This window comes from Aliiroseovarius sp., assembly GCF_030148435.1.
Taxonomy (GTDB): Bacteria; Pseudomonadota; Alphaproteobacteria; order Rhodobacterales; family Rhodobacteraceae; genus JASBTN01.
Window position 1 is genome coordinate 26,648 of record NZ_JASBTN010000081.1, and the last position, 20,952, is coordinate 47,599.

General features: G+C 65.2%; 22 protein-coding genes. 12 read left to right on the plus strand and 10 right to left on the minus strand.

The genetic code is table 11. The annotated features are described in order from the left end of the window. Nucleotides 1–36: 36 nt before the first annotated feature. The 4 genes from Q1V43_RS14865 (at nucleotide 37) to Q1V43_RS14880 (ending at nucleotide 5,002) form a co-directional block, all read left to right on the plus strand. Nucleotides 37–750 carry a glutathione S-transferase family protein gene (locus Q1V43_RS14865; protein ID WP_300519631.1) on the plus strand — a complete coding sequence of 238 codons (714 nt, stop codon included), beginning with the start codon at nucleotides 37–39 and terminating at the stop codon, nucleotides 748–750. 223 nt (nucleotides 751–973) lie between these two features. Continuing rightward, the gene (locus Q1V43_RS14870; protein ID WP_300519634.1) at nucleotides 974–3,001 is read left to right on the plus strand and encodes an NADPH-dependent 2,4-dienoyl-CoA reductase; all 2,028 of its coding nucleotides are present in this window, start codon (nucleotides 974–976) and stop codon (nucleotides 2,999–3,001) included. Nucleotides 3,002–3,039: 38 nt separating this feature from the next. Continuing rightward, nucleotides 3,040–3,951, plus strand: a complete 912-nt coding sequence (locus Q1V43_RS14875; protein ID WP_300519637.1) for an AEC family transporter — start codon at nucleotides 3,040–3,042, stop codon at nucleotides 3,949–3,951. 145 nt (nucleotides 3,952–4,096) lie between these two features. After that, nucleotides 4,097–5,002: a LysR family transcriptional regulator gene (locus Q1V43_RS14880; RefSeq protein WP_300519639.1), complete on the plus strand. Its 906-nt coding sequence runs from the start codon at nucleotides 4,097–4,099 to the stop codon at nucleotides 5,000–5,002. A gap of 91 nt (nucleotides 5,003–5,093) precedes the next feature. On the opposite strand, the gene Q1V43_RS14885 is transcribed toward Q1V43_RS14880, so the two are convergent. The 4 genes from Q1V43_RS14885 to Q1V43_RS14900 are packed head-to-tail and all read right to left on the minus strand — an operon-like array spanning nucleotide 5,094 to nucleotide 8,063. Next, nucleotides 5,094–6,029 (minus strand): OmpA family protein, encoded by a 936-nt coding sequence (locus tag Q1V43_RS14885; RefSeq protein ID WP_300519642.1) that lies wholly within the window; start codon nucleotides 6,027–6,029, stop codon nucleotides 5,094–5,096. Beyond that, nucleotides 6,029–6,595 carry a peroxidase-related enzyme gene (locus tag Q1V43_RS14890; RefSeq protein ID WP_300519644.1) on the minus strand — a complete coding sequence of 189 codons (567 nt, stop codon included), beginning with the start codon at nucleotides 6,593–6,595 and terminating at the stop codon, nucleotides 6,029–6,031. Before Q1V43_RS14890 ends, Q1V43_RS14885 begins: the two co-directional genes overlap by 1 nt. Next, complete coding sequence (locus tag Q1V43_RS14895; RefSeq protein WP_300519646.1) at nucleotides 6,592–7,329, minus strand: GNAT family N-acetyltransferase; 738 nt, start codon at nucleotides 7,327–7,329, stop codon at nucleotides 6,592–6,594. Before Q1V43_RS14895 ends, Q1V43_RS14890 begins: the two co-directional genes overlap by 4 nt. Further along, entirely contained in the window at nucleotides 7,326–8,063 is a 738-nt protein-coding gene (locus Q1V43_RS14900; RefSeq protein ID WP_300519648.1) for a molybdopterin-binding protein, read from the minus strand. The genes Q1V43_RS14895 and Q1V43_RS14900 overlap by 4 nt, the downstream gene beginning before the upstream one ends. Before the next feature lie 128 nt (nucleotides 8,064–8,191). On the opposite strand from Q1V43_RS14900, the gene sfsA reads away from it, so the two are divergent. Beyond that, nucleotides 8,192–8,887 carry a DNA/RNA nuclease SfsA gene (gene sfsA / locus Q1V43_RS14905; protein ID WP_300519651.1) on the plus strand — a complete coding sequence of 232 codons (696 nt, stop codon included), beginning with the start codon at nucleotides 8,192–8,194 and terminating at the stop codon, nucleotides 8,885–8,887. A gap of 87 nt (nucleotides 8,888–8,974) precedes the next feature. Then, nucleotides 8,975–9,823 (plus strand): type I methionyl aminopeptidase, encoded by an 849-nt coding sequence (map, locus tag Q1V43_RS14910; RefSeq protein WP_300519654.1) that lies wholly within the window; start codon nucleotides 8,975–8,977, stop codon nucleotides 9,821–9,823. 389 nt (nucleotides 9,824–10,212) lie between these two features. Here the strand turns inward: map and rsmD are convergent, their stop codons facing one another. Next, a complete protein-coding gene (gene rsmD, locus Q1V43_RS14915; protein ID WP_300519656.1) occupies nucleotides 10,213–10,779 on the minus strand; it encodes a 16S rRNA (guanine(966)-N(2))-methyltransferase RsmD in 567 nt (188 codons plus the stop codon). After that, the gene (locus Q1V43_RS14920) at nucleotides 10,780–11,985 is read right to left on the minus strand and encodes an FAD-dependent oxidoreductase (RefSeq protein WP_300519659.1); all 1,206 of its coding nucleotides are present in this window, start codon (nucleotides 11,983–11,985) and stop codon (nucleotides 10,780–10,782) included. A gap of 182 nt (nucleotides 11,986–12,167) precedes the next feature. Here Q1V43_RS14920 and Q1V43_RS14925 point away from each other — a divergent pair, with 182 nt between their 5' ends. Further along, nucleotides 12,168–12,650, plus strand: a complete 483-nt coding sequence (locus tag Q1V43_RS14925) for a peroxiredoxin (RefSeq protein WP_300519661.1) — start codon at nucleotides 12,168–12,170, stop codon at nucleotides 12,648–12,650. Here the strand turns inward: Q1V43_RS14925 and Q1V43_RS14930 are convergent. Genes Q1V43_RS14930 through Q1V43_RS14940 form a run of 3 tightly spaced genes read right to left on the minus strand, consistent with a single transcriptional unit; the run spans nucleotide 12,641 to nucleotide 15,063 of the window. Beyond that, on the minus strand, nucleotides 12,641–13,822 hold the full coding sequence (locus Q1V43_RS14930; RefSeq protein ID WP_300519664.1) for a GNAT family N-acetyltransferase: 1,182 nt from the start codon (nucleotides 13,820–13,822) through the stop codon (nucleotides 12,641–12,643). The two genes, Q1V43_RS14925 and Q1V43_RS14930, sit on opposite strands and share 10 nt — an antisense overlap. Nucleotides 13,823–13,852: 30 nt before the next feature. Then, nucleotides 13,853–14,605 carry a glycerophosphodiester phosphodiesterase family protein gene (locus Q1V43_RS14935; protein ID WP_300519667.1) on the minus strand — a complete coding sequence of 251 codons (753 nt, stop codon included), beginning with the start codon at nucleotides 14,603–14,605 and terminating at the stop codon, nucleotides 13,853–13,855. After that, entirely contained in the window at nucleotides 14,602–15,063 is a 462-nt protein-coding gene (locus tag Q1V43_RS14940; protein WP_300519670.1) for a RidA family protein, read from the minus strand. The genes Q1V43_RS14935 and Q1V43_RS14940 overlap by 4 nt, the downstream gene beginning before the upstream one ends. A gap of 354 nt (nucleotides 15,064–15,417) precedes the next feature. Here Q1V43_RS14940 and Q1V43_RS14945 point away from each other — a divergent pair, with 354 nt between their 5' ends. Both Q1V43_RS14945 and Q1V43_RS14950 read left to right on the plus strand, forming a co-directional pair. After that, a complete protein-coding gene (locus tag Q1V43_RS14945; RefSeq protein WP_300519673.1) occupies nucleotides 15,418–16,164 on the plus strand; it encodes a VacJ family lipoprotein in 747 nt (248 codons plus the stop codon). Further along, nucleotides 16,157–16,759, plus strand: coding sequence for a phospholipid-binding protein MlaC (locus tag Q1V43_RS14950; RefSeq protein ID WP_300519676.1), 603 nt, complete (start codon nucleotides 16,157–16,159; stop codon nucleotides 16,757–16,759). The genes Q1V43_RS14945 and Q1V43_RS14950 overlap by 8 nt, the downstream gene beginning before the upstream one ends. A 45-nt stretch (nucleotides 16,760–16,804) precedes the next feature. Here the strand turns inward: Q1V43_RS14950 and Q1V43_RS14955 are convergent, their stop codons facing one another. Next, on the minus strand, nucleotides 16,805–17,674 hold the full coding sequence (locus tag Q1V43_RS14955; RefSeq protein WP_300519678.1) for a branched-chain amino acid aminotransferase: 870 nt from the start codon (nucleotides 17,672–17,674) through the stop codon (nucleotides 16,805–16,807). A 215-nt stretch (nucleotides 17,675–17,889) separates the two neighbouring features. On the opposite strand from Q1V43_RS14955, the gene Q1V43_RS14960 reads away from it, so the two are divergent. The 3 genes from Q1V43_RS14960 to Q1V43_RS14970 are packed head-to-tail and all read left to right on the plus strand — an operon-like array spanning nucleotide 17,890 to nucleotide 20,740. Beyond that, nucleotides 17,890–19,305 carry a YcjX family protein gene (locus Q1V43_RS14960; protein WP_300519680.1) on the plus strand — a complete coding sequence of 472 codons (1,416 nt, stop codon included), beginning with the start codon at nucleotides 17,890–17,892 and terminating at the stop codon, nucleotides 19,303–19,305. After that, nucleotides 19,302–19,748, plus strand: coding sequence for a GNAT family N-acetyltransferase (locus Q1V43_RS14965; protein WP_300519682.1), 447 nt, complete (start codon nucleotides 19,302–19,304; stop codon nucleotides 19,746–19,748). The genes Q1V43_RS14960 and Q1V43_RS14965 overlap by 4 nt, the downstream gene beginning before the upstream one ends. After that, nucleotides 19,745–20,740, plus strand: coding sequence for a TIGR01620 family protein (locus Q1V43_RS14970; RefSeq protein WP_300519683.1), 996 nt, complete (start codon nucleotides 19,745–19,747; stop codon nucleotides 20,738–20,740). The genes Q1V43_RS14965 and Q1V43_RS14970 overlap by 4 nt, the downstream gene beginning before the upstream one ends. Nucleotides 20,741–20,952 lie beyond the last annotated feature (212 nt).

Genomic DNA, 20,952 nt, shown 5'->3' on the forward strand with positions numbered 1-20,952 from the left:
GTCTTTTCTGTGTAACCGTCAGAAAGGACAAACTCGATGATCAAAGTCATCTCCTTCACCATCTGCCCCTTCGTCCAGCGCGTCACCGCCTTGCTCGAGGCCAAGCAGCTCTCCTATCAGGTCGAGTTCATTTCGCTCTCGAACAAGCCCGGCTGGTTCCTCGACATCTCGCCCAACGGGCAGGTGCCGGTTCTGGTGACAGAAGGCGGCGTGGCCCTGTTCGAAAGCGATGCCATCGTTGAATATCTCGAAGAGGCCTACCCGCCGCTGATCCCCGGCCTTGCCCCGGAACAGAAGGCGCAGGACCGCGCCTGGGCGTATCTCGCGACCAAGAATTACCTGGTGCAATGCGGTGCGCAGCGCAGCGCCGATCTGACCACGCTGAAGGAACGCGGCGCGAGGTTGGGCACGGCCTTCGACAAGATCGAAGCGGCGCTGGCCGACCGGCCCGGCCCGTTCTTCGCGGGCGACACGCCGGGTCTGGTGGACCTCGCCTGGCTTGTGCTCCTGCACCGCGCGGCAATCATCGAGGCGCGTTCGGGCTACGATTTCATCGGCGGGGCACGGCCTCGGGTCAAGGCCTGGCAGGCGGCGCTGATGGGCACCGGTCTGGCCGAGGCCTCGGTCGCGCCGGAGTTCGATGCGGCCTTCACCGGCTTCTACCTGTCGGATCAGACCTACCTCGGTCGCGGCTGCGACGCGGACAGCGATTGCGCTGATCAGGCCTGCGGTTCGGGCGGCTGCTGCTGATCGCGGCGGGGCGGTGTTTTTCGCGCCGCCCCCCTTTAACATCTTTAAAATCGGCCCCCGCGCCCGGCTGGAAACTTTAAAGTATGTGGCGTTTGACCCTTTAAACCTTTTAACATTCCGTGACGCGACGTTCTTTACGCGCACGTCACCTTGTTGACGCGGCGTTCCGCGTGACAAGCTCCTGCCCCCCGCGCAACATCCCCCGATACCGCAGGAGGCCCTTATGACCAGCTACCCGAAAATGCTCGCCCCGCTCGACCTGGGCTTCACCACGCTGAAGAATCGCGTGCTGATGGGGTCCATGCACACGGGGCTGGAGGAGCGCGGCGACTGGGATCGCGTGGCCGAGTTCTATGCCGCCCGGGCCCGCGGCGGGGCTGGGCTGATCGTCACCGGCGGCATGGCGCCGAACCGCGAAGGCGGGGTTTTCCCGGGTGCGGCGGGGCTGTATTCCGACCAGGATATTGCCAACCACAAGTCCGTCACCGACCGGGTGCATGAGGCCGGCGGCAAGATCGCGATGCAGATCCTGCACGCGGGCCGCTACGCCTACGGGCCGGACTGCGTGTCGGCCAGCCCGGTGAAATCGCCAATCTCCCCCTTCCCGCCGAAAGAGCTGGATGAGGAGGGAATTCGGAAACAAATCAATGACTTCGCTACCTCCGCCGCGCGCGCCAAACAGGCCGGATATGACGGGGTCGAGGTGATGGGGTCGGAAGGGTATTTCCTCAACCAGTTCCTTGTCACCCATACCAACAAGCGCGAGGACGGCTGGGGCGGGTCATATGAAAACCGCATGCGTCTGCCCATTGCCGTGGTCAAGGCCGTGCGCGAAGCGGTCGGGCCGGATTTCATCATCATCTACCGCCTGTCGATGATCGACCTCATCCCGAACGGCTCCACCTTCGACGAGGTGATCCAGCTTGCGAAAGAGATCGAGGCCGCGGGCGCCACCATCCTCAACACCGGCATCGGCTGGCACGAGGCGCGCATTCCGACCATCGCCACCTCGGTCCCGCGCGCCGCCTTTACCTGGGTGACAAAGAAGCTGATGGGGCATGTGACCATCCCCGTCATTACCTCGAACCGGATCAACCATCCGCAAGTGGCTGAAAACGTTCTGGAATCCGGCTGCGCAAACATGGTGTCAATGGCGCGGCCCTTTTTGGCGGATGCCGATTTCGTCACCAAGGCCGCTGAGGGACGGGCGGATGAAATCGCGCCCTGCATCGCCTGCAACCAGGCCTGTCTGGACCACACGTTCGGTGGCAAGATATCGACTTGCCTGGTCAATCCCAGGGCCTGCTACGAGACCGATCTGGAGTGGCAACCCGCTGAAAAACCCAAGAAAGTCGCCATCGTCGGGGCCGGGCCGGCGGGCTTGTCCACCGCGCTCGTTGCCGATGAGCGCGGCCATGAGGTGACGCTGTTCGATCGGGCCGAAGAGATCGGCGGGCAGCTCAACATGGCCAAGCAGGTGCCGGGCAAAGAGGAGTTCCGGGGCCTTGTCGACTGGTACCGCACCATGCTGGCGAAATCCGGTGTGACCCAGCGTCTAAATACCGAGGTCACGGCCGACGACCTGCAGGGGTTCGACGAGGTGGTGATTGCCACGGGCGTCACCCCGCGCGATCCTGGTATTGACGGGCAGGACCGCAGTAACGTGTTGACTTATATAGACGTTCTGCGCGGAAAGGTGCCGGTGGGTGAGCGCGTTGCGATTATCGGCGCTGGCGGGATCGGCTTTGATGTGGCCGAATACCTGACCCAGAAAGGCGACAGCCCGACCGAGAACCTGGACGCGTGGCTGGCCGAATGGGGCGTGGCCGACCCGGCCCTTCAACGCGGTGGTCTGGCCCCCGGGGGTCCGCAGCCCGAAGCCCCCGCGCGCAAGGCGGTGCTGATGCAGCGCAAGGCCAAGGCGCTGGGCAAGGGGCTGGGCAAGACCACCGGTTGGATCCACCGCTCGACGCTGAAGATGAAACAGGTCGAGATGGTCGGCGGCGTGAATTACGAACGCATCGACGACCGGGGCCTGCACGTCAGCAGCGGCGAGGCGCGCGAGAACCCGCGCGTGGTGGAGTGCGACACGGTAGTGCTCTGCGCCGGTCAGGTCAGCGAACGCAGCCTCGCTGATGCGCTCGAGGCCAGGGGCATGACCCCCCACGTGATCGGCGGTGCCGACGTGGCCGCGGAACTGGATGCCAAACGCGCGATCAACCAGGGCACGCGACTGGCGGCCGAGCTGTAAACCTTGCGCCCCGCCCCCCGGCGCGATACGGGGGCCTCATGGTATTTGCGGCGATCCTTCTGGGCCTACTGCCCTCGTTCCTGATGGTCGGCCTGGGGGGCCTGGTGCGCAAGCGTCTGTCGGCCAATGCCTGGCAGGGGCTGGACAAGCTCAACTTCGAGATCCTGTTTCCCGCGCTGATCTTCGTCGCGGCCTCGTCGCGACCCATTGAACTTGCGGATATGGCGCGGATCGGACCGATGGTCTGGGCGGTGTTGGGGCTGGGCTTTGCCTTGGGCTGGCTCACCCGCCGCGTGGGGCCCGCGCGCTTCCTGTACTTTGCCGGAGCCTGGCAGACCGCCTGGCGCTTCAACACGGCGCTGGCCTTTGTCGCCATTGCGACCCTGCCCGGCGCTGACGTCGGCCAATTGGCTGTCGCCGTGGGCATGGCCATTCCGGTGGCCAACATCCTTGCGGTCTCGGCCCTGTCTCGTGGACAGGCGATGGGGCTGGGCGCGACGCTGAAAAAGGTCGCGCTGAACCCGTTTCTGCTGGCGTCCCTGAGCGGCGTGACCGTCGGCCTGTCGGGGCTGGTGATCCCCGGCCCGGTGATGGCACCGCTGGAAATGCTGTCCAAGGCGGCCATTCCCATCGCGCTTCTTTCGATCGGGGCAACGATGAACTGGGGCGCTCTGGCACGGCTGGACCGGTTCATGGGCGCGCTGAATGCCATCCGCCTGGTGATCCTGCCCGCGCTGACAATTGCCGCCTGCCTTGCGCTGGGTGTCGGCGGATCTCTGGCGCAGGTTCTGGTGCTGTTTGCGGCACTTCCCACCGCCTCGGCGGCCCATGTTCTGGCCGCCGGGTTCGGTGCCGACCGCGAGCTGGTCGCCACGCTGATCGCGCAGATGACCCTGCTGGCCGCTGTGACGCTGCCTTTGTGGATCACGGCCGCTACCCTGGCTTTCTGAGGCCGGAAACACAGCGTTCCTGCGTTTCCCAGCCAAAAACGATTCGCCAATTACCCCGGTATTGTCGGCATCCTTCCACAGTGCTGCCCCAATTGAACGCGATACAATCCAGACCGAGGGGCGTGGACTGTAGAAAGAACAAGACATGGATCGTTTGACTGAAATGGAAGCTTTTGCCATGGTCGTTGACCAGGGTGGCTTCACCGACGCTGCGAAGAAGATGGGGATTTCCAAATCCGCGGTCTCCAAGCATGTGTCCTCGCTCGAGGCCCGCCTTGGCGCGCGGCTTCTGAACCGCACCACCCGCCGCGTCAGCCCGACCGAGATCGGCCTGGCCTATTATGACCGGGCGCGGCGCGTGCTGAACGACGCGGGCGAAGCGGACGCGCTGGTGACGTCGATGCAGTCGGCCCCGTCCGGCCTGTTGCGCATCAGTGTGGCAACTGATTTCGGCGTGAACCACCTGAGCCCGGTTCTGGGTGAATTCCTGCAGGAATTTCCTGACATTACGGTAAATATGGTGCTGAACAACCGCTATGTGGAGCTGATATCCGAAGGGTTCGACATGGCGATTCGGGTAGGCGAACTCGAAGACAGTTCCCTGCGGGCCCGCAAGTTGACCGAGACCACACGCCGCATGGTTGGCTCACCCGGCTATTTCCAGAAATACGGCCGCCCGACGCGGATCGACGATCTGAACGAACACAAGCTTCTGCACTATTCCAGCCAGTCATCGGGCAATGTCTGGAAAGTGCCCGCCCCCTCGGGCGAGGTGCGCCAGGTGCGCACCGCGGGCTGGCTGTCGGTGAACGACGGGCAAAGCCTTCTGAACGCCGCGATTGCCGGGCTCGGCATCGCCTATCTGCCCAGCTTCCTCTATGCCGACGCGCTGGAACAAGGGCTGATCGAGGACGCGATTCCGGAGCTGCCGGAAGACCGTCAGGGCATCTACGCGGTCTATCCGCCGGGCCGCTTCACCCAGCCGAAAGTGCGTGCTTTCATCGACTTCCTGGTCCACGCCTTCGCCGACAAGGGGCCGAACATCTGGTAAGATTTCCTGATCCACTGTCTTGGGATTGACTGGGTGCCCTCCGATGCGGAGTGGCACCCTTTTTTGTTGTCCCGCTGAACTTCCGAGCCATTCATTCGGTCGTGGTCAGGATCACCTCGACCCGGCGGTTGGCCTCGCGGCCCTCTTCGGTCTGGTTCGAGGCCACGGGGGACAGGAACCCGACCCCGTCCGCCGCCACCTGGCCCGCGCCTGCGCCATAGCGGTCGATCAGCGTCTGTCGCACCGATGCCGCGCGTTCGCGGGAGAGGGCGATGTTGTTTTCCAGGCTGCCCACCGCATCCGTGTGACCCACCAGTGTCACGCGCTTGTCGGGATTGGCGGCTAGGTAGCCTGCCAGCTCGGCAAGAGAGGCAAAATCGGCATCACCCAGAGCGGAGGAGCCGGTCTGGAATGTCAGATCGGACAGCACCGCAAAGCCCGCCTGTTCCATCTGGATGCCAAGGCCCACGGGTGTCACCGCCTCTTCGGAGGCGGGGAAGCCGACCACGGGCGGGGTGCCGGTCATGTCCGACCCCGTGGTGAGCGGCGGGAGCTCTTGTCCCGGCCCCACGCGCAGCACCTGCACATAGCCTGCGCCGGGGCTGCGGCTGACAAGCAGGGCGATGTGGCTGCCCTCCTTGCTGGCGGCAAGATAACGGTAGTCGCCAAGGTCCACATGCATGACGGGTTCGCCGAAGACCAGCGTGGCGAAGCGGAAATCGAATCCGCCACACGTGACCTCCTGGCAATCGAATGTCACCCGCCAGCCGTCTTCGCTGAGCTGTGAGCGGAATTGCTGCATCAACTGGGCGGTGGTCAGGCCCGTGCCCGGCAGGCGCCAGGCCTGACGGATCACCGCGCCATCCACCGAATGGGTCGGCACAGAGCCGTCGACAAATGGCCCGGTGGCGATGGCCAGACTGCCGCGGCGGTCGTTGTCCTCGCCGGTCATGACCGCACCTGCCGGCAGTTCCAGCGCAAGCGCCGGACCGGCCAGAAGGAGCGATATGACGGCGGGGCGCAGCATCAGCGGGCCTGCGCGTGGTATTCCGGGTTGGGCACCATGCCCACGGCCGAGGCCATGCGGTTGGACATCGAATAGAACCCGACCGTGGCGGCAATATCCCAGATGTCGCGGTCGCTGAAACCCGCATCGCGCAGCGCCTGGCGATCTGCCTCGCCGGTCTCGCTCGACGCCTTGGCAACCTGTTCGGAAAACACCAGCATGGCGGTCTGGCGGGCGTCCAGCGGCGCGGCGCGCCAGTTCATCACCATCGCCTCGCCCAGGGCCGGATCGCCGGACAGCGCGCGCACCGCGGCACCATGGGCGACCTGGCAGTACCAGCAGTTGTTGATCGAACTGACCACCACCGCGATCATCTCGCGCTCCAGTTTGGACAGGCCGCTGTCGCCCAGCATCAACTCGTTATACATCGCCATAAACGGGCGCAGCTTTTCCATGTCGAAGGCATAGGCCTTCAGCACGTTCGGCACGAGCCCCAGCTTTTCCTCGCAGATGTCGAAGTATTTCCGGATGTCCTCGGGCAGGGGATCGACCATCGGCAGGTCGAGTTTGGTGACGGGCTCGCTCATGTGTCTCCTCCCTTGATGCGATAATGGTAATGACCCACCAATTGCATACCAAGGGAAGCGTAGAGAGGGTTGGCCGCCAGATTACCCTGCGTCACGATCAGGCTGAGCACCTTCGCGCCCTCGGCCTTGGCCCAGTGGGCGGCGGTCAGGATCATGTGACGCCCTGTGCCCATGCGGCGCAGCGCCGGGTCCACATGCAGGGCGTGGATCATCGCGACGCCATCATGGATGGCGACGAACCCGGCCCCGGCGGGAGTGTCATCGGTGCGGCCCAGGATGCCTGTTTTCGGGGTGCAGGCACGTTCCATTACCGCGCGGCGCCGGGCATGGACACCGCCCTGTTCCCAAAGCTCGGTCATGATGTTCAGGGGCGGCCAGACCGCAAAGCCCGACACCGGCGGCGCGGTCTCGCGGGTGATCTTGTCGACCGCGACGGCCCAGATGTTCACCGGATCGATGATGTCGTAACCATGAGCCCCCAGCATCTTGTCCAGCGCCTCGTCGCCCGGGCGGATCTGGAACAGGAGCGGCTGTTTCAGATCACGCATTGCCGCTTCGGCCTGTTTCAAGTCCGCTTCGGTGGTCGGAAAGTTTTCGGTCGTGGCCGAGGCGCGTTTGCCGCCGCCCGCCCCGTCGCGCACGGTCCAGGCCCCTTTCAACTCGCGTTTGGCCGGCGGCCAGGTGGCCTCGCAGACCTCCATCAGGGTTTCGACCGAGGGCAGGGGGGTGATCATGTATCCTCCGCAAAGAGCTGAGACAGAGCGGTCATGGCGGCATCCACCCGGGCGGCATCGGTGCCGCGAATGATGATGTCCGCGCCATAGGCACCGTTGAGTTGGAACGGGTAGGAGCCGACCGACAGGTCGTCGAACTCGGCCGCCAGGCCGCGCAACGGACCGGCGATGTCGCCCTCGCCACGCTGCACGCGCAGGCTTTGCGACAGAAGCGGCGCGCCGCCGGTGAGCATCGGCAGAACGCTGGCCACCATGGCCTGAAAGACCGCGGGAACGCCAGCCATGACATGCACGTTGCGAATGGTGAAACCGGGCGCGATGGAGACCGGATTGTCGATCAGGGTCGCCGTGTCGGGAATACGCGCCATGCGCTGGCGTGCTTCGTTGAACTCGCGCCCGGAGGCGGCGTAGTGGTCGCCCAGCAACTTTGCCGCATCCGCGCGCACGTCGATATGGGCGCCAAAGGCCTCGGCCACGCAATCGGCGGTAATGTCATCATGGGTCGGGCCGATGCCCCCCGAGGTAAAGACCTGGTCAAACCCGCCCGACAGGGCACGCACCGCGGCGACGATGGCCGGCGCGTCGTCCGAGACCACCCGCACCTCTTTCAGGTCAATGCCTGCAGAGGCCAGTTCTCCGGCCAGGTAGTACATGTTGGCATCGCGGGTCCGGCCGGACAGGATTTCGTCGCCGATGACCAGCATGGCGGCGGTTGGATTGCGCTGTGCTCCCATGGTCGACCCTCTGTGTGTCCCAGCGCGGCTGTCCGTTTCCTGCAACGAAAACTGTCCGGAATCGTCAAGAAATCCGGGTCCGCCCGCGAGGGCTGTTTCTTTCCCTGTTCCCGGTATATGCCTCACTCATGCGATTTCCCACCCCCCTTGTCCCTGCGGTCCTGATCCGGCGCTACAAACGTTTCCTGGCCGATTGCCGGTTGGAGGACGGGCGCGAGGTCACGGCCCATTGCGCCAATCCCGGCTCGATGATGGGGTTGAAGGACGAGGGGCTGCGCATCTGGCTGGAGCCCAATGACGATCCGAAGAAAAAGCTGAAATACGGCTGGCGGCTGGTTGAACATGAAGGCGGGCATTTCACCGGCGTTGATACCTCCGTGCCCAATCGGGCGCTGCGGGCGGCTCTGAAAACCGGCGATATCCCCGAGCTGGTCGCGCCTTCCGTGCAGGCCGAGGTCAAATACGGCGAGAACTCTCGTATCGACTTCCTGCTGACCGGTGCCGGGCCGGACAGCTATGTCGAGGTGAAATCGGTCACACTGCGCCGGACGCCCGGCCTGGCGGAGTTCCCCGACAGCGTGACGGCGCGTGGGACAAAACACATGGGTGAACTGGCCGACATGGCCCGCCGGGGCCACCGTGCCGTGGTCTTTTTCCTTGTTCAGCGCACCGATTGCGAACGGGTGACGATCGCGCGTGATCTCGATCCGACCTATGCCCGGGCCTTCGATGCTGCGCGCGCCGCCGGGGTCGAAGCGATCGCCTATGATACGCGGATCACTCCAGAGGGCGTTTGGTTGGGGCAGCGGCGTCCGGTCGTGTGATGGATTGGGGGTAGCATCCCCGCATCCGTGCGATCTGCGCCGATGCCTGTCCCGAGCCGCGCGCACCCTCTGGCGTCTTGGCCCCGCATGGCCTATCTAGGGCCAAAGACAAGAAGGATTGGGCCCTTGGACGACACCCGTGGACGCACCACGCGCGATGGCATTCGCATCTACGAGCCCGGCGACTATGCCGGCATGCACAAGGCAGGTGCTCTGGCCGCCGACATCCTGGACCGCGTCGCGCCCATGGTGCAGCCCGGCGTGACGACCGGTGAACTGGACGCGGCGATCGAGGCGATGGTGGACGACGCGGGCGCCGTGTCCGCGACCATCGGCTACAAGGGCTACAAACATGCCAGCTGTATCTCGCTGAACCATGTCGTGTGTCACGGCATCCCGGGCGAGAAGAAGATCAAGGATGGCGATATCCTGAATATCGACGTGACCGTGATCGTCGACGGTTGGTACGGCGACACCTCGCGCATGTATGTGGCCGGCAAGCTGTCGCGCAAGGCCGAGCGTCTGATCCAGGTCACGCACGACGCCCTGTTCGAAGGGATCAAGGCGGTCAAGCCCGGCAATACGTTCGGCGACATCGGCCACGCGATCCAGAAATACGTTGAAAGCCATCGCATGTCCGTGGTGCGCGACTTTTGCGGTCACGGGCTGGGGCGCGTATTCCACGCCCCGCCAAACGTGCTGCACTATGGCCGCCCGGGCACCGGCCCGATGCTGGAAGAAGGCATGTTCTTCACCATCGAGCCGATGGTGAATCTGGGCCGCCCGGAAACCAAGGTGCTGTCCGACGACTGGACCGCCGTGACCCGTGACAAATCGCTGTCTGCGCAGTTCGAACATTCGGTCGGCGTGACGGCGGATGGAGTCGATATCTTTACCCTGTCGCCTGCGGGCAAGTACCACCCGACCTGGGGGTAGGCGACTGAACCCGCAGGCGCGTCAGGATCAGAGGTTTTAACGTCTGGGCCTTGAGGGGAGCGGTTCCGCTTCGGTCAGATCCCAGCAATCGTAGGCTTCGTTGTGCTGCGGTTCATGCGGGACAGGTTGCACAACGATGCCGCCGAAGCGGGCCGCGCTGACCATTACTGGCTGCCCACGAACAAGGCATCGGACGGAAATGCAGTCGGTCCATTCCCCGGCGTCGCCATACCGCCAGGCCAGGCCACCGGAAAGGCTGGTGTTGGAAAAGGTAATCCGCCTCCCGGTCCCATCGGTGGTGTGCGTCGCGCATTCATGGCAGAAAAGCCAAGAATTGCGTCCGGCGTGTTCTATGAGCTTCCCACAGCCAGGGCAGAAATGGTCCATGCTCAATCCCTTTCGAGAAAAGATATCCTCGTATCCCCGAACTTGCGGCTGTCCAGCAGGCTCACACCCTCGGGCGGGGTGATGGGGGCGCTGTCTTCCCAGACGATGAAGGCCTCGGGGGCCACCCAGCCGCCCGCCAGGGCGGCGGCCAGCGCCGTTTCTCCCAGCCTCTTGCCATAGGGCGGGTCGAGGAAGATCAGGTCATGAGGCTCGCCATCCCCGGTGAATGGGCCCAGCCGGGTTGCGTCGCGGCGCACGATCCGGGTCCGCTCCTGCACCCGGCACTTGGTAATGTTCTCGCGGATGAGGCTTAGCGCCTTGCGCCCGTCATCGACGAAAGTGACTGACGCGGCCCCGCGTGACAGTGCCTCGAGCCCCAGCGCACCGGTGCCCGCGAAAAGGTCCAGCACGCGGGCACCCGTCACCGGGTCGCCGAAACGCCCGCCCGAAAGGATCGAAAACAGGCTTTCGCGCACGCGATCCGTGGTCGGGCGCAGATGCGCGCCCGCGTCGCCCTTGCCGACGGATGCCAGCGCGAGCCCGCGATATTTCCCCGCGATGATACGCATTTACATGAGCGATTTCAGGTCGACGGATGTGTCCGCGACAGAGACCCTGTCCGGGCTTTTACCGCCCTCGATCAGGCGCTTTCCGATCATGTAGGCGCGCGGGTCGTTGGCAGCGTCCACTGCCAGCAGCTCGTCGCCCCTGTAGTACCAGAAGCTCACCGACCCATCCCTGTCGCCCGGACGCGTGACCACCGTGTCATAGCCCGCGTTCAACCCGGCGATCTGCAGTTTCACGTCATACTGATCCGACCAGAACCACGGTTTGGCCACGTAATCCACGCCCTCGCCCATCATGTTGCGCGCGACCACCTCGGCCTGGTCGATCGCGTTGGGCACGCTTTCCAGCCGGATGCGGCTGCCGCGATAGGGGAAGGAGGCGCAGTCGCCCGCCGCAAAGATCGACGGGTCCGAAGTTCGGCCCCGCGCGTCGGTCCTGATGCCGTTGTCCAGCTCCAGCCCGGCGGCTTCGGCCAGGGCCGTGCCCGGGGCGATGCCCACGCCGACCACGACGAAATCAACCGCCAGCGCGGTGCCATCGGTCAATTTCGCCCCGGTGACGCGGGTCTTGCCGGTCAGGTGGTCCAGGCCCACGCCTTCGAGGATTCTGACTCCGTGCGAGCTGTGCAAGTTTCGGAAATAATTCGAAGTCTCCGGCGCGGCCACCCTTTGCAGGATGCGGTCGGCCATTTCGACCAGGGTCACGTCCAGCCCTTTCTTGGCGGCAACTGCCGCGGCTTCCAACCCGATATAACCACCGCCGACGATCAGCACGCGGCGACCCTCGGCAAACTCGGGCTCCATTGCGTCCACGTCGTCCAGGCCGCGCACCACGTGCACGCCCTCCAGCGCGCCGCCAATGGCGGCGGGCAGGCGGCGCGGGGTCGATCCCGTGGTCAGCGCCAGCATGTCGTAGTTCAGCGCCTCACCGCCGATGCTTACCGTCTTGGCCGCAGGGTCGATCGCATCTACCCGGGTGTCCAGCCGCAAGGCAATGTCGTTTTCGGCGTAAAAACTCTCGGGCCGCAGGAAAAGGCGCTCCAGTTCCATCTCGCCCAGCAGGTAGGCCTTGGACAGAGGCGGGCGCTGGTAGGGCGGGGCTTTTTCCTCGCCGATCAGAGTCACCTGACCGTCAAAACCCGAGTTGCGCAGCTTGGCCACCAGGGAGGCCCCGGCCTGGCCGGCGCCGATGACGACGATATGGGTCATGAAGAGCGTTCCTTCCTGTTTCCGGGCGAGCCTAGACCGTTTCGCAGGCGAAGCGAAACAGGAAAAAGCCGGGCAGGGCTTCGGCAAAAACGAACCTGTGAACAGGGCGCGCAGAAAGCGGTTTGCAAGCGCCCCGGGGCTTGGGCAATCTGGGAGCGACCAAGCAGGTAGGAGAGACGAAGATGGCCATTGAAACCGGGCAGCGCCTGCCCGATGCCGTGTTTACCGAAAAGGATGCAGAGGGCATTCACCCGGTCGAGCTGGGCCCGAAACTGGCCGGGCGCAAGGTTGTGATCTTCGGTGTGCCGGGGGCCTTTACCCCGACCTGCGACAGCGCTCATCTGCCGGGGTTCATCCGCAACCTCGATGCGTTGAAGGCGAAGGGTGTGGACGAGGTGATCTGCGTCTCCGTCAACGACCCCCATGTCATGCGGGCCTGGGCCGAGGCGCAGGGGGCCGAGGGGATCACCATGCTGGCCGATGCCGAATGCGCCTTTACCGAAGCGATCGGCATGCGGTTCGACGCGCCGCCGGTCGGGCTGATTGCGCGGTCGATCCGCTACACGATGGTGGTCGAGGACGGGGTAGTCACGCACCTGAACACAGAGGCGCAGCGGGGGGTCTGCGAGTTGACCGCTGCGGAGGCGCTTCTGGATCAGCTCTGACCCGGGCGGCGGAACGGACCCATATTGGCGAGGATCTCGATATCCTCGCCGATGGCCTCGGCCTCGCGGGTGACGAAGTCCTCCACCGCCCCGCGAAATCCAGGATCTGCGATCCAATGCAGCGAATGCGTGGGCACCGGCATGTAGCCGCGCGCGAGCTTGTGGTCGCCTTGCGCACCCGCTTCGACGCGGCCCAGCCCCATCGCCAGGGCGTGGTCGATGGCCTGGTAGTAACAGAGCTCGAAATGCAGACAGGGATGGTGCTCATTCGCGCCCCAGTACCGGCCATAGAGCGTGTCCCGACCGATGAAATTGAGCGCTCCCGCGATGGGTTCGCCACTGCGTTCGGCCATGATCAGCAGGATGTCGTCCGCCATGGTGCGGTGGACCTCGTCAAAGAACTCCCGCGTCAGGTAAGGGCTGCCCCATTTGCGCGCGCCGGTGTCCTGATAGAAGCTCCAGAAGGCGTCCCAATGGGTGTCGTCCAGAGCGTCGCCGGTCAGGGCAATGATCTCTCCACCGAAGCTCTGCGCGGTGGCACGTTCCTTGCGGATGTTCTTGCGTTTGCGGGAACTCAGGCTGGCGAGGAACCCGTCAAAATCCGCGTAGCCATTGTTTTCCCAGTGGTATTGCTGACCGAGCCGGTGGATCAGTCCGATTTTTCCGCCCGCGATTGCTTCGGCCTCGGTGCAGAAGGTCACGTGCAGGGAGGACAGCCCGTTGTCCGCCCCCACCTGCACCGCGCCTTGAACAAGGGCGGCCAGCCCCTGTGCCTCATACCCCGGCCGGGTCAGGAACCGGCGGCCGGTCACGGGGGTAAATGGCACGGCGATCTGCAGTTTCGGATAGTACCGCCCGCCCGCGCGTTCCAGGGCATGGGCCCAGGAGTGGTCGAACACATATTCGCCCTGGCTGTGCCCCTTGGCATAAAGCGGGGCGCAGGCGATCATCAGCCCATCGTGGTGCGCGGTCAGGTAATGTGGCTCCCACCCGGCGCCCTTGCCAACGCTGCCCGAGGCTTCCAGCGCATGCAGGAACCGATAGGTGGTAAATGGATCAACCGGTCGGGCGCTGCCCCCAAGCTGTGTCTCGGGGCAGGCGCAGCCATCCCAGTCTTCGGGCGCAATGGCCTCCAGGCTGTCATGCAGCCGTATCTCGATCCTGTCGTCCATGGTCTGAAGCTAGGGCGTGAGGGCACGCGGTCAAGCCGCGTAGCCCTCGAAGGTCACATTGTCCGCGACCTTGCGGGCGCGGGTCTCTTCCTCGGGCGAGCGGATGGTCCAGCAGAGGATCGACAGGCCCTGTGATTTCAGCTCGGCGACGCGGGGGTTGGCAAGGTCGCGGTGGTCGTGGCTGATGAAACTGGCGCCAACCCGGTCCACATCGGGAATTGTGCGCAGGGTGCGGCAGGTGTCGGCTGGCAGGAGCTTCCAGTCGGCCTCGTCAAAGCCGCTCGTGGTCAGCCCGACCGGTAGGCCGGTGCCCCGGGCGGCGAAGGCCGCGACCGAATGCGGGTTGAAGGACATGACGGCGGCGGGGCCGGTGTAATCCGCCAGGGCCGCAGCGGCGGCCTGTTCCAGCGGGCCCACGGCGGGGCCCATTGCGCCGTCCTGGTCCTTGATCTCGATCAGCAGGGGCACGCGGCCCGAGACCAGTTCCAGAACCTCGGCAAATCCCGGGATCGTCCCCTCCCCACCCGTAAGCGGAATGGCGGCAAGCTCGGCCGCCCGACGCTGGCGAACCGGGCCATCGGCTGCGGTCAGGCGTTCCAGCCCATAGTCGTGAAACACCATGGCCTGCCCGTCTGCGGACAGTTGCAGGTCGATCTCTATCCCGTAGCCGCCCGCGATCGCCGCCTCGATTGCGGCGCGGGAGTTTTCGGGCCGCCCCGCTGTCACATCATGCAGGGCACGATGCGCGATGGGGCGGTCCAGGAAGGCCGCGGGGAGGGTCATTTGACCTGAAAAACTCCTTCGATTTCAACGGCAACGCCGAAGGGCAGCGACGCGGCTGAAACGGCGGAGCGGGCGTGACGCCCGGCATCGCCCAGGGCCTCGACCATGAAGTCCGAAGCGCCGTTGATCACCTTGGGCTGGTCGCCAAACCCGGCGGTGGAGTTCACGAAGCCCACCAGTTTCACCACGCGCACCAGCCGGTCGAGATCCCCGCCACAGGCCGCCTTGACCTGGGCCAGCAGGCTGATGGCGCAGGATCGGGCAGCGGCGGCGCCGGCCTCGGCATCCATGTCCTCGCCCAGTTTGCCCTTGATGAATTCACCCTCTGCCATGCTGATCTGTCCCGAGACATGCACAAGGTCGCCGACCTGTACATAGGGCACGTAGTTGGCTGCGGGAGCCGGGGCGTCGGGAAGGGTGACGCCCAGCTCGGCCAGGCGCGATTCGTAAGCGCTCATATCAGGGTCCTTTCCTGTTCACTCGCGCGGACGCTAGCGGTGAAAGGGGCGGTTGGAAAGCCTCAGTTTTCGCGAAGGGCCCTGTTGGAACGATCCGTCGAGCGCCCGCAGGACCGGGGTGCCGAACAGCGCTGGCGCCGACCCCCGTGAAACTCTTTCGGCCCCTTTTCGCGCTCACCCGCCCTCGTCTTGGCAGAATGCCTTTCCGTTCGCACCTAACGCTTGTATCATGGCCGTTCGGCAGGATGCCGCGTGCAATTGTTCCCATTTGGCCACATATCGGAGCTGCCAACCGGTAAATGGCTGGGCAACCCGTCCTCATCGGTTATGGGAAACCGGACCTGGGCGGAAAGGATGTTTGTTGTGAACTCGATTGGTGTACGAATTGTTGTGACCGCGTCGGCGCTGGTTTTGACCGCATGTGCGCAGGCGCCCGTGCCCGAGGCTGTGTTTGATCCCAATGAAGCCTCCAATCGGAAAATGTTCGCCTTCAACCAGAAACTGGATCGGGCCCTGCTGGCGCCGGCCTCCAGCGCCTATGGCGAAGGGCTTCCGCCCGGCGTACGGCGCGGGGTAAGCAACTTTTCCGACAATGTCGATTTGCCGGGCACGGTGGTCAACAAGATCCTTCAGGGCGAGTTCGAGGATGCGATGCACAACACGGTGCGTTTTGCCTTCAACTCGACCTTCGGTCTCCTGGGGCTATTCGACGTGGCCACCGGCATCGGGTTGGAGGAACGCGACACCGATTTCGGCGAAACCCTGCATCGCTGGGGCATAGCCGAAGGCCGTTATGTGGTGCTGCCGGTCTTTGGTCCGTCAACAGACCGTGACGCGGCCGGGATCGTAGTTGATTTCGTGCTGAACCCGCTTAGCTATGTGGTTCCAAGCCCGGAAAGCAACGTACTGCCCGTGGCGAATGTGGTTTCGCGGCTGGGGGACCGGTATGAGTTCGGCGGGACGATCGACGCGGTCCTGCATGAGGGGGAGGATCCCTATGCAAGCGCTCGTTTGTTCTATCTGGATGCGCGGCGCTATGATCTGGGCGTCGAAGTGGCTGAAGAGGATCTGTATGACCTGTATGAGGAAGCCTATGAGTGAATTTTCGACAACGCGTCGTGTGGCCATGGCGGGTCTGGCTGGCGTGGTGGCCCTGGCGGCGCTTCCGGGGCGGGCTCTGGCCTTTACCACGGCTGAGGCCGAGGCGCTGATCGACAAGGTCGTGCGCGACATCAACAGGATCATCAGCAGCGGCAAGTCCGAGGCCGCGATGATCCGCGACTTCGAGAAGATCTTCGTCGACTACGCCGATGTGGCGCGCATCGCGCTTCTGGTTCTTGGCCCGGATGGGCGCGCGGCCTCGGCCTCGCAGAAAAGCGCCTTTACCCGGGCGTTCCAGGGTTATGTCGGGCGCAAATACGGCAAGCGTTTCCGCGAGTTCATCGGTGGCCGGGTCGAGGTAAAGAGCGCCAGGCCGGTCAAGAGCTTCTACGAAGTGCGCACGATCACCACGATCAAGGGCTACGCGCCCTTCGAGGTGGTCTTTGTCGTGTCGGCACGGAACGGCCGGTTCATCGACATGAAGATCGAGGGCATCAGCCTGGTGAAATCCGAACGCAGCGAGATCGGCGCGATGCTGGACCGGCGCCGCGGAGACCTGAACAAGCTGATCGCCGATCTCAAGACCATCGGCTGACCGCGACCCCGGGCCCGTGGCGCGGGGGCGGGGCAACACCGGGTCTCACCCCGCGCTGTGGGCCCAGTCCCAGTACATTTCGCGCACCCGGCGGGTCATCGGCCCGTGTTGATACATGGTGCCTTCGAACTCGGTTACAGGGGTGACTTTGGACATGTTTCCGGACAGGAAAACCTCGTCGGCGGCACGTACGTCGTCGAAGCTCAGCACACACTCATGCACCTTGACTCCGTCCGCGGTCAGGTTCGCGATATGCCGCGCGCGGGTAATGCCGGACAGGAATGTGCCATTGGCGATCGGGGTAAAGACCTCGCCGTCACGCACGATAAAGACATTGGCGGTGGCGCTTTCGGCGACATTTCCCAGGGCGTCGGCGACCAGGGCGTTCTTGTAGCCCTTGGCGCGGGCTTCGACCAGCATGCGGGCGTTGTTCGGATAGAGACAGCCCGCCTTGGCGTTCACCACCGAGCTTTCCAGAACCGGACGGCGGAAACGGGTGGTGGCGAGCGTCGTGCTGGCCTTGGCGTCCGCCATGCCGATCGCTTCGAGACTGATCGCAAAGCCGGTTGTTTCACCCGAAGGCGGGATCGCGCCGGCACGCATGTCGGCGTCGATTCCCCAATACATCGGTCGGATATAGACCGCCTGATCGGTGCCGAAGCCCTTGAGCCCCTCGCGCACGATCTCGACCATGTCCCCGGTCGTGACCGTGGGCGTCAGCATCAGCGCAGCAGCCGACCGGTTTACCCGCGCGCAATGGGCGTCGAGGTCGGGGGCGATCCCTTCGAACCAGCGGGCGCCGTCAAACACGGTGGTGCCCAGCCAGGCGCCGTGATCTGCGGCGTTCATCACCGGGATGTCGCCCTCGTGCCAGCTGTCGTTGAACCAGGTGCGAATTTTGCTGCCGAATGCCATGCTGGATCCTCCTTGGCGCGGACTGTACCAGCGCTGCGGGCGCTGTCCAGAGCACCTGTTGTCCCATCGGCGGGCAAGGGCGCCAACCGCGCGGAGCCCCCTGTCCGCCCTCGGGTCTCGTCGTGCGGATGTCCGGTGATCCCGCAAGGCGCGGAGAACTGGAACCGAACCCCGGAAGTGCCTATGTTCCCGGTAAGGATTAGAGGAGCAGGCGATTGGGGCTGGGTGATCTTGCCGACGGAATTGCACGTCAGATCGAAGCGGTCGGCGATGCCACGCATGAGGCGCTGTTCGAACCGGTGATCCGGCTGGGTGTCACGGGCCTGTCACGGGCGGGCAAGACGGTATTCATCACCTCGCTGGTGGCCAATCTGATGAACCGCAGCCGCATGGTTCAACTGGTTGCCGCCGCCGACGGGCGTATCCACACGGCGTTCTTGCAACCGCAACCCAACGACACCGTGGCCCGTTTCGAATTCGAGGAACATCTGGCCGCCGTGACCGGACCCGCCCCGCACTGGCCCGAAGGCACCCGCGCGGTCAGCGAGCTGCGCCTGTCCTTCCGGGTGCAGCCCACGGGGGTGCTGGGCGGAATGCGTGGTCCGCGCACGGTGCATCTGGATATCGTCGACTACCCGGGCGAATGGCTTCTGGATCTGGGCCTGCTGGACTTGAGCTATACCGATTGGTCGGCGCAGGTACTGTCGCGCATTGCCCATCGGCCCCAGGCTGCCGGGTTTCTGTCCCTCGCCGATCATGCGGACGCCGAAGCCCCGTTCGAGGAACCCGCCGCCAAACCGGTGGCCGAGGCATTTGCCGCCTATCTGAGGGACGCACGAAAGGCGGGGTATTACGACTGTACGCCGGGACGGTTCCTTCTGCCCGGTGACATGGCGGGCAGCCCGGCCCTGACCTTCGCCCCGCTGCCGAAACCCGCCTCCGCCCCGCGCCGCAGTCTGTGGCGCGAGATGGAGCGGCGTTTTGAAGCCTACAAGTCCCGCGTGGTGAAACCCTTCTTTCGCGATCATTTCGCCCGGATCGACCGGCAGGTGGTGCTGGTCGATGTGCTGGGCGCGATCAATGCGGGGCCTGCCGCGCTGGACGATCTGCGCCGCGCCATGGCCGAGATCCTGTCGGCTTTCCGCCCGGGGCGAAACGCCTTTCTCAGCCAGCTCCTGCTGGGCAAGCGCATCGATCGCATCCTGTTCGCCGCAACCAAGGCCGACCACCTGCACCACAGCCAGCACCCGCGCCTGACCGCCATAACCGAGGCGCTGCTGCGCGAGGCGCGCGACCGGGCGGATTTTGCGGGCGCCAGGACCGCGGCCATGTCGATTGCCGCCCTGCGCACCACCACCGAGGATACGCTGGACCACAAGGGGCGCCGCCTGGACTGCGTGCGCGGCACCCTGCTGGACACTGGAAAGTCCGCTGCCTTCTATCCGGGGGATCTGCCCGAAGATCCGGCCCGCCTGCTGGCGCCCGCCCGGGAGGGGGCGGAGGCCTGGCTCAACGCGGACTATCGCGTCATGCGGTTTGCGCCCGCCCGGATCAGCCTGAAACCCGGCGAGGGGCCGCCGCATATCCGGCTCGACAAGGCGGCTGAATTCCTGATCGGAGACCGGCTGTGATCACGACGCTCACCCCGGTTCCCGCCGCCCCTGAGGACGCCCCGGCCATCGCCCGGATCCTGTCCGACTGGATCGACGCCACCCCCTGGATGCCACGGGTTCACACCCGTGAAGAGGATCAGGGGTTCGGTCGCATGTTGGTCACACGGGGCTGGACCCAGGTTGTGCGAGCGGGAGGCAACGCCGTTGGCTTTCTGTCGCGCGACGGGGCCGAGGTGCATGCGCTCTATGTCGCGCGGACCGCGCGGGGGCGGGGCGTGGGCAAGGCGCTGCTGGACCAGGCGAAAGCCGCGGCGCCCCTCCTGCAACTCTACACGTTCCAGGCCAACACCGCCGCGCAGCGGTTCTATCTGCGCGAAGGCTTTGTCGAGATCAGCCGCACGGATGGTGCCGGCAATGACGAACACCTGCCCGACATCCGCTATGAATGGAGGCACGCATGAGTGACGAAAAGGGACCGGTCCTGATCGAGCTGGACAGCCCGGGTACGGACACGCCGGCCTCCGCGCCGCCGGTGCCCGACCCCGAGGCGCCGGTGCCCACGGGGCAGGCGATGCAGACCGTCGCCACCCTGGCCGCGCGTCCGCCCAACCGGCTGCTGCGTTGGGTTCTGTCGTTGGGCGTGGCGTTGGTGGGCTTCGTGGCCAGCGTGGCGGCCTATGATTTCGTGACCGGGCTGATTGCCCGCTCGCCCGCCCTGGGGGCGACGGCCATGGTGCTGACCCTGGCCTTCGTATTGGCCCTGCTGGGGCTGGCCCTTCGCGAATGGATCGGCTTTGTCCGCCTGCGCCGGGTCGATGGGCTGCACCGCAAGGCCGAAGCGGCCTTGTCGCACAACTCCCTGCCCGAGGCCCGCGATGTTGTGGCCGGGCTGAAACGGCTCTATTCCGGGCGTGACGACGTGAAATGGGGGCTGAGCCGGTTTGCGGACCACGCCGGGGAACAGTTCGAGGCCGAAGACCTGCTGGCGCTCGCCGAGGTCGAAATCCTCGCGCCCCTTGACGCGCAGGCCCGCACCGAGGTCGAGGCGGCCGCGCGCCAGGTCGCCACGGTAACGGCTCTGGTGCCGCTTGCGCTGGCCGATGTGGTCACGGCGCTGACCGCCAATATCCGCATGATCCGCCGGGTGGCGGAGATCTATGGCGGTCGTTCGGGCACCCTGGGCAGCTGGCGCCTGACCCGTGCCGTGATGACCCACCTGGTGGCCACCGGTGCGGTGGCGGCGGGCGATGACCTGATCGGCTCGCTGGCCGGGGGCGGTGTGCTGTCGAAGCTCTCGCGCCGCTTTGGCGAGGGCGTGGTGAATGGCGCGCTGACCGCCCGTGTCGGTGTGGCCGCGATGGAGGTCTGCCGCCCGTTGCCCTTCCGCCGCAAAACACGGCCCTCGGTTTCTGCTTTGGTCAGCCGCGCGCTGGCGGGGTTGTTCGGGCGTTGACGCGGCACCGGTTCCGCCGCGAGCCGGTTCGCCCATCGTCCTGCGGACCCCGCGGCCGATCCGGCGGGCAGGGCAGGGGAAAACCCGCGCACTGGACGGCGCCTGCCCCCCGGCCTATAAGGCGCTCATGATGTTTGCTCAGGCCATCATTATTCGAATTATCAGCCCGGCGCTCTGACGATACGAGCCGCCGGGACAAGGCGTATGGAAAA